Source organism: Burkholderia sp. IMCC1007 (assembly GCF_027257875.1).
In the GTDB taxonomy this organism is placed as follows: Bacteria; Pseudomonadota; Gammaproteobacteria; order Burkholderiales; family Burkholderiaceae; genus Burkholderia.
The window spans coordinates 1-10,105 of record NZ_JAPVQY010000111.1; the positions used below are offsets into that span (position 1 = coordinate 1).

Consider the following 10,105-nt stretch of genomic DNA (forward strand, 5'->3'; position numbering starts at 1 on the left):
GCCGGTACGGCCGCCGGTGCCGATGCCGCGGCGGGGTCGGCCGACGCGGCCGGCGCGGCCGCGTCACCGGCGGCCGCTGCCGCGACGTGCACCGCGAAACGTCCGACGGTGTCGTTCAACCGCTGGCAGGAGGACTGGTCGGCGCTCGCGAATCCGTGCGTGCCGCGCAAGCCGTTCGACGCGCTGAAATACGTGCCGCTCGGCGACGATCCGTCGACCTACCTGTCGCTCGGCGCGAACCTGCGCGAGCGCTTCGAACTGAACAACGCGCCGCTGTTCGGCCTCGGCGCCGCGCATGACGACAACTACGTGATCCAGCGCGCGAACGTGCATGCGGACCTGCGCTATCGCGGGCACTTTCAGGCGTTCGTCCAGTTCGTCGATGCGCGGCCGTTCGGCAAGGACACGGTCAGCCCGGTCGACAAGGATCAGCTCGATATCGAGCAGGCGTTCGTCGCGTATGTCGACCAGTTCGGCCCAGGCACGTTCAAGACGCGGATCGGCCGGCAGGAGATGGCGTTCGACCTGCAGCGCTTCGTGTCGGTGCGCGACGGCCCGAACGTGCGGCAGGCATACGATGCGCTGTGGGCCGATTACGAAGTCGGCAAATGGCGCTTGATCGGCTACGTGACGCGCCCGGTGCAGTATCGCGACGCCGCCGCGTTCGACGACGTGTCGAACCGGCATCTGCGCTTCGACGGCGTGCGCGTGGAGCGTAACGGCACGGGGCCGGGCGATCTGTCCGCGTACTGGTCGCGCTACACGCGCGACAACGCGCGCTATCCGGATGCATCGGGCACCGAGCGGCGCGACGTGTTCGACATGCGTTACGCGGGCAAGGCCGACGGGCTCGACTGGGACGTCGAGGCGATGCTGCAGACGGGCCACATCGGCCAGGACACGATCGGCGCGTGGGCGTTCGGCGCGCTGGGCGGCTACACGTTCGCGAAGACGGCCGGCACGCCGCGCATCGGCATCCAGGTCGACGGCGCATCGGGTGACGCGCATCCTGGCGACGGACGCGTCGGCACGTTCAACCCGATGTTTCCGAACGGTTATTACTTCACGCTCGCCGGTTATACCGGGTACAGCAACCTGATCCACGTGAAGCCGTCGCTGACGTTCAAGCCGGCCAGCTCGGTGACGGTGCTCACCGCCGTCGGCTTCCAGTGGCGCCAGACGACGGCCGACGCGATCTACGGGCAGGGGATGTCGGCGGTGCCGGGCACGGCCGGCAAGGGCGGCGCGTGGACGGGGATGTACGCGCAGGCGCGCGTCGACTGGCTCGTGAACGCGAACGTCGCGCTCGCGCTCGAGGCCGTGCACTTCCAGCTCGGCTCGTCGATTCGCGCGCTCGGCGCGCGCAACGCCGATTACGTCGGGATGGAAGCGAAGTTCGGCTGGTGACGCGGCGCGCGCGCCGCGCGTTTCAGGGCTGCGCGCGCGCGAGCGATTCGACGAAATCGACGAACGCGGTCACGCGCTTCGAGCCGCGCTGGTTCGGCAGGTACAGCGCGGTGATCACCGCGCGCGCGGAGCCCGGCGTCACGTCGTAGCGGTCGAACAGCCGCTGCAGGCGGCCCGCTTCGATATCCGCGCCGACCAGCCAGTCGGGCAGCAGCGCGATGCCGGCGCCGTCGAGCGCGGCCGCGCGCAGCACCTCGCTGTGATTCGATTTCAGCCGTCCGGCGACGTGCACCTGCGTCGCACCTTGCGCGTCGGCGAAGGTCCACGCCTGCTGGTCGACACCGAAGTGAAAGCGCAGGCACGCATGATCGACCAGCTCGCCCGGCGTCGCGGGCGTGCCGTGCGTGTCGAGGTAGGCGCGGCTCGCGACCACGTAGCGGTGGAACGTGCCGAGCGGGCGCGCGACGACGTCGGCGGTCGGGGCGGCGTCGCCGAGCCGGATCGCGACGTCGATCCGGGCGGACACGAGATCGACGCGTTCGTCGGTGAGTTGCAGGTCGACGTCGAGCTTCGGATGGCGCGCGACGAACGCGGCGACGTGCGGCGCGATGCGTCGCAGCCCGTAGGCGACCGGCACCGACACGCGCAGCGGCCCGGACGGCTCGTCGCCGCGATCGGCGACGAGCGCGTCGGCGAGTTCCTCCAGCACGCGCTTCGCGCGCGCATAGTAGACGGTGCCCGCGTCGGACAGCGTCACCTGTCGCGTCGTGCGGTTCAGCAGCACGGTGCCGAGCGACGCCTCGAGCGCGTCCACCGCGCGCACCACCGACGACGCGGCGAGATCGAGGCGCCGCCCCGCGCTGGAGAAGCCGCCGGCTTCCGCCACTTCGACGAAGGCGCGCAGCGCGGAGAATTTGTCCATGGAGTGGCCCTTGTGGGAGTCGCAACGTCGCGTTGCATGCGGTTCGCATTCTAGCGCCGGGCGGTGCGCTTGCCGCGGTGCGTGCGCCGCGTCTTCAGGACAATTCAGGCATCGCTCAGGATTTCCGCGGCGCTGGCCGGTAAGCTGCGCGGCAACGCGGGTCGGGCAGGATCGTTCGATCCATGGCCCGCTCGCATGACACGTCACGGCTCGCCACGGAGATCCCATGAACATACCCCGGTACGCATTCGCCGCACGTGCGGCGCGCCTGCTGCTCGTCGCCGCGTGCGCGGGCATGCCCGCATGTCTCGTCTTCGCGCAGGCGCCGGCGCCGGCCTCCGTGTCCACTGCTGGCGAGCAACCGCCCGGCTTCTACCGGCAGAAGATCGGCGACTTCACGGTGATCGCGCTGTCGGACGGCACGCATCCGTTTCCGGTCGATACGGTGTTTCGCGACATCTCGAACGCCGAGATCCGCCGCGACCTCGACCGTGCATTCCTGGAGCCGCCCGTGCAAGGGTCGATCAACGCGTTCCTGGTCGATACCGGATCGAAGCGGATCCTCGTCGATGCGGGGGCCGGCACGCTGTACGGCGACTGCTGCGGCAAGCTGCTCGACGACCTGCGTGCGGCCGGCTATGCGCCCGAGCAGATCGACGAAGTGCTGCTCACGCACCTGCACAAGGATCATGTCGGCGGCATTGTGTCGAACGGCGCGATGACGTTTCCGAATGCCGTCGTGCGGGTGAACGCCGTCGAGGCCGCGTATTGGCTCGATCCCGCCAACAAGGCGCAAGCGCCGGCGTTCCTCGCGTCGTTTTTCGATGCGGCCGCGGCGGCGGTCGCGCCTTACGTCGCGGCCGGCCGCTTCAAGACATTTCGCGGCGAAGCGACGCTCGCGCCCGGCATTCGCGCGGTGCCGATGCCCGGCCATACGCCGGGCCATACGGCCTATCTCATCGAGAGCGGCAATGCGGGCCTGCTCGCGTGGGGCGACATCGTGCACGTGGCGGCGATCCAGTTGCGGGACGTCGACGCGACGGTCCAGTACGACAGCGACGCCGGCGCCGCCCGCCGCACGCGGCGCGACACGCTGAAGCGCGTCGCCGATCGGCGCTATCTCGTCGGTGCCGCGCATATCGCGTTTCCCGGGCTCGGCCACCTGCGCCGGGACGGTGCGCAATACGACTGGGTGCCGGTCAACTACGACGCGACGCCGGTGCCGTGACGGCATGGCGCGCGTCGAGGTCGCGCATCAGCGCGACCGTGCGCGTCGCCACGCGCCGGGCGGATGACCGACGATCCGCGCGAATACGCGGTTCAGATGGCTCTGGTCGGCGAAGCCGCACGCGATCGCGATGTCGGCGAGCGTCATGTCGGACGTCTCGATCAGCTCGCGCGCGCGCATCACGCGCTGTTCGAGCAGCCACTGGTGTGGCGTGCGGCCCGTGGTGCGCGAGAACGCGCGGATGAAATAACCGCGCGACAGGTCGCATTCGTTCGCCACTTCCTCGATCGACACGCCGAGGTCCGCCTTTTCCATCAGCAGTTCCTTCGCGAGCGCCACCTTCGCCGGCGACAGCACGCCCTTGCTTTCGAGCTCGCGCGTGCGCACGTTGCCGTAGCGGTGCACGAGGTGCGTGCCCATCGCGAGCCCGATCTGCTCGATGAACAGCGCGTTCAGCGGGCCGGATGCGTCGAGGCTGTCCGCGACCGCGTGCGCGAGATGGCCGAGCACCGGGTCGCGCGCATCGAGGCGGCACGTGAGGCCGTCGACCGGACTACCGCCGTGTTCGGGGCCGATACGCGCCAGATACGTGTGGGGAAGCTCGACCAGCACGAAGTCGAAGTTGCCGTACAGGTCCGCGTGGAAATGACGGGAAAAATCGCGAATGTAGATCGAGTGATGCTGGAAGCGGCGCTCGCTCGCGCCTGCGCGCCCATAGAGCGTACGGCGGTGGCCGCCGTTCAGCGATACGCCGACGAGGAAGCCGCGGTCGCACGCGGGCATGTCGATATGTTCGACATGTGCGTCGCGCATGCACTTGCGGTGGAGCTTCAGGCCGCCGGACGTCGTCTCGACATCCTTCGCCAGCAGGCTCGACACGCAGCCGAGCGTGTCTTTCGGCCGCGCCGGAGGCGATGCCACTGGCGCGGCGATGACGGAGTCTGACATGGAATTCCCCAGCGAGGGACTCGGAGCGCGAAATGACGAGTCCAGTTTAGATGCGCACGCGGACGTTCAGAATGAATTTGCATAAACGTCCGCTCGGCATCCTGACAAATTGCTTTCAATGCGTGTGCGCAGCGAGTGCGTGTCGCGGCGCAACCCGTGCGCCAGCGGACCGGCAGAGTATAGCGCCCCACTTTTACACGCAAGCGATCGTGCCGGTCGGGCCTGCCCGGAATGCGCGGGCAGTGCATTTTCCTTCAAGATTTTCGGTGGCTGCCCGTCTACACTCGGTCCCGAATTCGACAATTTCCGTCCGGTGCACGGGTGCGCCGGACGCTGACTTCCTGCCGGGTGAACTGCCGCGTTCATACGGCGGTCATCCCGAGGGACCGGAGGCGGCCATGATCCAGATCGGAACTTTGTCGGTGGATTTCGAGCAGCGGGACATTCGCCGTCACGGCGCGTCGCTGCGCATCGGCGCACGCGCGCTTGACATCCTCGAAGTCCTGCACCGCGCGAGCGGTTCGGTCGTGTCGAAAGACGACATCATGGACGCGGTCTGGCCCGGCCTGATCGTCGAGGAAAATCGCCTGCAGGTGCACGTCGCGACCTTGCGCAAGGCGCTCGGCACGAGCCGCGATCTGATCAAGACGGTGCCCGGCCGCGGCTATCTGCTGGTCGCGAGCGCGTCGTCCGTGCCGATGCCCGCACCGGCGCCAGCGCCCGCGACCGTGCTCGCGTCCGCCGCCGCGGTGCCACCCGAGACCGTGGTCTCGCCGCCGCCGGCGCCGCTCGTCGGCCGCGACGCCGAAATCGCGCAGATCGTCGACCTGCTGGAACGCGCGCCGGTCGTCACGCTGGTCGGCGCCGGCGGCATCGGCAAGACGAGCCTCGCCGTGCGCGTCGCGCACGACGTGCGCAGCCGTTCACGCGAGCGCGTGCTGTTCGTGGAACTGGCGCGCGCATCGACACGCGACGACATGCTGATCGCACTTGCCGCCGAACTCGGCCTCGATACGCAGGACGTGCCGGCCATCGACCGCATCGGCGACGCGTTCGCCGCGTCGCGCTGCCTGCTCGTGCTCGACAATGCCGAGCACATCGTCGATCTGGTCGCGACCTTCGTCGAAACGCTCACGTCGTGCTGCGCGCCGCTGCGTGTGCTCGTGACGAGCCGCGAGCCGCTGCACATCTCGGCCGAAGCGGTGCTGCGCATGAGTCCGCTCGCGGTGCCGGACGGCAACGCGTCCGCCGACGAAATCGTCCGCTGTTCCGCGGTCGAGCTGTTCCTGGAACGCGTGCGCGCGGCCGCGCCGGATTGTGCGGTCGACGACGCCGGCGTGCGGCTCGTCGCGGACATCTGCCGGCGCCTCGACGGGTTGCCGCTCGCGATCGAACTCGCGGCGGCGCGCGTCGCGACGCTCGGGCTCGCGATCGTCGCGTCGCGCCTCGACGACCGGCTGAACCTGCTGACGGGCGGGCTGCGCTCGGCGCTGCCGCGTCACCAGACGCTGCGCGCGACGTTCGACTGGAGCTACGTGCTGCTGGATCCGGCGGCCCGCGCGCTGTTCCGGCGAATGGGTTGCTTCATCGGTCCATTTACGTTCGATGCCGCGCGCGCGGTTGCGACCGAGCCCGACACGTCGGCCGTCGACATGATCGCGGTGCTCGGCGAACTCGTCGCGAAGTCGCTCGTGACCGTCGAATTCCACGGCGCGTATGCGCGCTACCGGCTGACCGAGTCGACGCGCGCGTACGCGCTGGAAAAGCTGCAAAACGAAGGCGAATTCGAGCGCGTCGCCGCGCGACACGCGCAGTACGAGCGCGAGCATGCGCAGGCACGCGTGGCTGTGGTTGCAGTGTCGGCCGCGGGGGAGCTGGCGGGTGCGCAGATGGCTGATGTGCAGATGGCTGATGTGCAGACGGCTGATGCGCAGATGGCTGATGTGCAGATGGCTGATGTGCAGGCGGCTGATGCGCAGGCGGCTGATGCGCAGATGGCTGATGCGCAGATGGCTGATGCGCAGACGGCTGATGCGCAGATGGCTGATGCGCAGCTGGCCGATGTGCAGACGGCCGAAGTGCAGATTGCCGAAGTGCAGATGGCCGATGTGCACATGGCCGATGTGCACATGGCCGAAGTGCACATGGCCGAAGTGCAGATGGCCGACGTGCAAATGGCCGACATGCTGCCGGCCGACATGCAGCCGGCCGATATCCAGCCGCTCGAAGCGCCCGACGCGGCCGCGATCGAACCGGCTGACGCCGCCGCGGCCGGCGGCGTGCCCGAACCCGACCTGCTCGCGCGCGCGCTGCTGGAGCCGGCGCGGATGCGCGAATGCGCGGCGCGGGCGCGCCAGGTGCTTGCCCAACTCGACACGGACGCCGCCGATCCGGTCGATGCCGCGCGCGAGATGCGGCTGCGGGCGGCCTGTGCATCGGCGCTGCTGCATACCGACGGCGACGCGCTCGCCGCCGCCGCGATGTGGGACCGCACGCTCGGTCTTGCGACGCACATCGGCGACGATGCATTCGACGCGCGCGCGCTGGTCGGGCTGTGGAACACGATGCTGACGCTGTCGGACATACACGAATCGCTGCGCTACGCGACGCGCTTCGAGCGCGCGGCCGAGCGGCGCGGCGACCGATCGCAGCGGCTGCTCGCGAACGCGATGGTCGCGACGTCGCTGCATTACTTCGGCGAGCATGCGCAGGCGCGCGAGCGGCTGGAAGCCGCGACGGCCGAACTCGCCGACGCCGGCGAACCGCCATGCGCGCAGGCCGCGCTGGGCGTCGACATGGCGACACTCGCGCGCACGATGCTCACGCGGCTCGTGTGGATCCAGGGCGACCCGGAACACGCGATGCGCATCGCCGCGCAAGCGGTCGAATGCGCGCGCCGCGGCCCGTCGGCGCTCGCGCTGTGCGTCGTGCTTGGCGCGGCCGCCGTGCCGATCGCGCTGCGCTACGGCGACCACGACATCACGTCCGACTATCTCGCGACGCTGCGCGCGACCGCCGGCGCGCACGGCTTCGACATCTGGCGCAATCATGCCGAATGCCTGACCGGCCAGTTCGACATCCAGGCTGGTCATCCCGGCGCGGGGCTCGCACGGCTCGAACCCGCGCTGCAGCGCGTCGAGGCGAGCGGATTCCGGCGCCTGCTCGCGCCGCTGAACGTCGCGTGTGCGGAGGGCCTCGTGCGTACCGGCCGCGCGGCCGAGGCACGCGCGCGGCTCGATGCGACGCTCGCGCGCTGCCGCGCGCACGGCGAGCATCTGTTCGTGCCCGAACTGCTGCGCGTAAGAGGTGTCGTGATGCTCGAACAGGCGCGTACCGCGACCGCCGATGTCGCGATTGCGTACGAGGCCGACGCGCATCGTCATCTGCAGATGGCGATCCAGAGCGCAAACGCGCAGGGTGCGGCGATGTGGGCGCTGCGCAGCACGCTGGATCTCGCCGATCATCTGATCGAGCGCGGACGCACCGCGCACGCGTCGACGCTGGTGGCCCGCGTCGCGCGACACTTCGATCCGCATTCGCGCGCGCACGACGTGCGCCGGCTGCTGCGCGTGCAGAACTTCGTCCGTCAGGACGCGCCACCCGCGGACGCGCCACCCGCGCCGGGCCGGACACGCGCGCGACACGACAGCGCCGACGCGGCGCAGCAGGCGGCATGACGATGCGCGAATCCGGTGCAGCAATGCGGCCGCGCGACCGCGGCGCGCGCGCCGCAGCGTGGGCGTCGGGCGGCGCGTACGATTTTGCCGCCGTCTCGCGTGCGGCGCCGCCGTGCGTGGCCCGCGGCGTGTCGCGCGCATGCGCGCACGGGAGGCCCGATAGTGCTTAGAGCGACGGAGCCCGCACGTTCGGCGGATCTCGTCGTCTTCAACGGCAAGATTGCGACCCAGGACGACCAGCGCTCGTTCGTGAGCGCGCTGGCCGTGAAGGACGGGCGCATCGTCGCGACCGGCGACGATCGACACGTGTTGCGCCATGCGCACGACGCGACGATCCGCATCGATCTGAACGGCCGCACCGTGATTCCGGGCCTGATCGACGCGCACCTGCAGGCAATCCGCGGCGGGATGAATTTCAATCTCGAACTGCGCTGGGATGGCGTGCCGTCGCTCGCCGACGCGCTCGAGCTGCTCGGCCGGCAGGTGCGGCGTACGCCCGCGCCGCAGTGGGCGCGTGTGGCGGGCGGCTGGACCGCGCTGCAGTTCGCGGAAAAGCGCGGCCCGACGGCTGCCGAGCTCAACGCGATCGCGCCCGATACGCCGGTGTTCGTCCAGCATCTGTCCGACAGCGCGTGGCTGAATGCAGCCGCGCTGCGCGCGCTCGGCTACGACCGCGACACACCGGACCCGCCGGGCGGAGCACTGCGGCGCGACCGCCACGGACGGCCGACCGGCCTGCTGCTCGCGCGCCCGGATCCACAGGTGCTGTTCGCGGCGCTGGCCCAGGCGCCGGCGCTCGATGCGGCCGACCGGGTCAACTCGACGCGGCACTTCATGCGCGCGCTGAACCGCGTCGGCGTGACGAGCGCGATCGACGCCGGCGGCGACGGCCTCGCGTATCCGGACGACTACGCGGCGATCATGACGCTCGCGCAGCGCGGCGAGCTGACGCTGCGCATCGCGTACGACCTCGGCGCGCGACACGCGGGCCGCGAACTCGACGACTTCGCGCAGTGGGTCGCGCTGACGGCGCCCGGCGACGGCGACGCGTTCCTGCGCGCGAACGGCGCGGGCGAGCGGCTGCTGTTCTCCGCGATCGATCTTGGGAATTTTCTGGAACCGCGCGCCGAGCTGAGCGCGTCGATCGAAGCCGGATTGACGGCCGTCGTGCGCCTGCTGGTGCGTCATCGCTGGCCGTTCCGGCTGCATGCGACGTACGACGAATCGATCGGCCGCTTCCTCGACGTGTTCGAGGCGGTGAATCGCGAGATGCCGTTCGACGGGCTGCGCTGGTGCTTCGACCGGTGCGAGACGATTTCGGATGCGAACATCGCGCGCGTCGCCGCGCTGGGCGGCGGCGTGACCATCCAGCCGCGCATGGCGTTCCAGGGCGAGGCGTTCATCGCGCGCCACGGCGCCGCGGCGGCCACGCGCGCGCCGCCGATCCGCGCGATGCTCGCGGCCGGGCTGCCGGTCGGTGCGGGCTCCGGCGCGATGGGCGCCGGCAGCTACAACCCGTTCGTCGCGCTGTACTGGATGGTGTCCGGGCGCAGCGTGGGCGGTACCGCGCTGTACCCGGCGCGCAACCGGCTCGGCCGGATGGAGGCGCTGCGCCGCTATACCGTCGGCAGTGCATGGTTCTCGAGCGAGGACGACCGCAAGGGCGCGCTGGTGCCCGGCCGCTACGCGGATTTCGCGGTGCTGAGCGACGACTATTTCACGATCGACGTGCACTGCATCCCGCGGTTGTCGTCGGTGCTGACGGTCGTCGACGGCAAGGTCGTGCACGCGGAACAGGAATTCTCGCCGCTTGCGCCGCCGCCGCTGCCGCCCGTCAGTCCCGCATGGTCGCCCGTCGCCGAAAGTGGCGGCGCGCGGGCTGCCGGCGCCGACGGGCGCGACGGTCGGCGCGCGACCGCGGCG

The 10,105-nt window shown here is 70.3% G+C and carries 6 protein-coding genes; 4 read left to right on the forward strand and 2 right to left on the reverse strand.

Annotated features, from left to right (window positions below; all coding sequences use genetic code 11):
* Positions 1–1,407: alginate export family protein (locus O1Q03_RS39415; RefSeq protein WP_269511420.1), on the forward strand; the 1,407-nt coding region annotated here is incomplete at its 5' end.
* Positions 1,408–1,429: 22 nt separating this feature from the next.
* Here O1Q03_RS39415 and O1Q03_RS39420 read toward each other — a convergent pair.
* Positions 1,430–2,329 (reverse strand): LysR family transcriptional regulator, encoded by a 900-nt coding sequence (locus O1Q03_RS39420; protein WP_269511423.1) that lies wholly within the window; start codon positions 2,327–2,329, stop codon positions 1,430–1,432.
* 226 nt (positions 2,330–2,555) lie between these two features.
* Between O1Q03_RS39420 and O1Q03_RS39425 the strand changes: the two genes are divergently transcribed.
* A complete protein-coding gene (locus O1Q03_RS39425; RefSeq protein WP_269511426.1) occupies positions 2,556–3,557 on the forward strand; it encodes an MBL fold metallo-hydrolase in 1,002 nt (333 codons plus the stop codon).
* Positions 3,558–3,584: 27 nt separating this feature from the next.
* On the opposite strand, the gene O1Q03_RS39430 is transcribed toward O1Q03_RS39425, so the two are convergent.
* On the reverse strand, positions 3,585–4,505 hold the full coding sequence (locus O1Q03_RS39430; protein ID WP_269511429.1) for a helix-turn-helix domain-containing protein: 921 nt from the start codon (positions 4,503–4,505) through the stop codon (positions 3,585–3,587).
* A gap of 398 nt (positions 4,506–4,903) precedes the next feature.
* Here O1Q03_RS39430 and O1Q03_RS39435 point away from each other — a divergent pair, with 398 nt between their 5' ends.
* Both O1Q03_RS39435 and O1Q03_RS39440 read left to right on the forward strand, forming a co-directional pair.
* Positions 4,904–8,182, forward strand: coding sequence for an ATP-binding protein (locus O1Q03_RS39435; RefSeq protein ID WP_269511435.1), 3,279 nt, complete (start codon positions 4,904–4,906; stop codon positions 8,180–8,182).
* Between the two features lie 162 nt (positions 8,183–8,344).
* On the forward strand, positions 8,345–10,105 hold a 1,761-nt coding region (locus O1Q03_RS39440), incomplete at its 3' end, for an amidohydrolase (protein WP_269511432.1).

Bases quoted from the DNA above. Each gene is read 5' to 3' on its own strand.
- O1Q03_RS39420 (WP_269511423.1), bottom strand. From the start codon at position 2,329: ATGGACAAATTCTCCGCGCTGCGCGCCTTCGTCGAAGTGGCGGAAGCC.
- O1Q03_RS39425 (WP_269511426.1), top strand. From the start codon at position 2,556: ATGAACATACCCCGGTACGCATTCGCCGCACGTGCGGCGCGCCTGCTG.
- O1Q03_RS39430 (WP_269511429.1), bottom strand. From the start codon at position 4,505: ATGTCAGACTCCGTCATCGCCGCGCCAGTGGCATCGCCTCCGGCGCGG.
- O1Q03_RS39435 (WP_269511435.1), top strand. From the start codon at position 4,904: ATGATCCAGATCGGAACTTTGTCGGTGGATTTCGAGCAGCGGGACATT.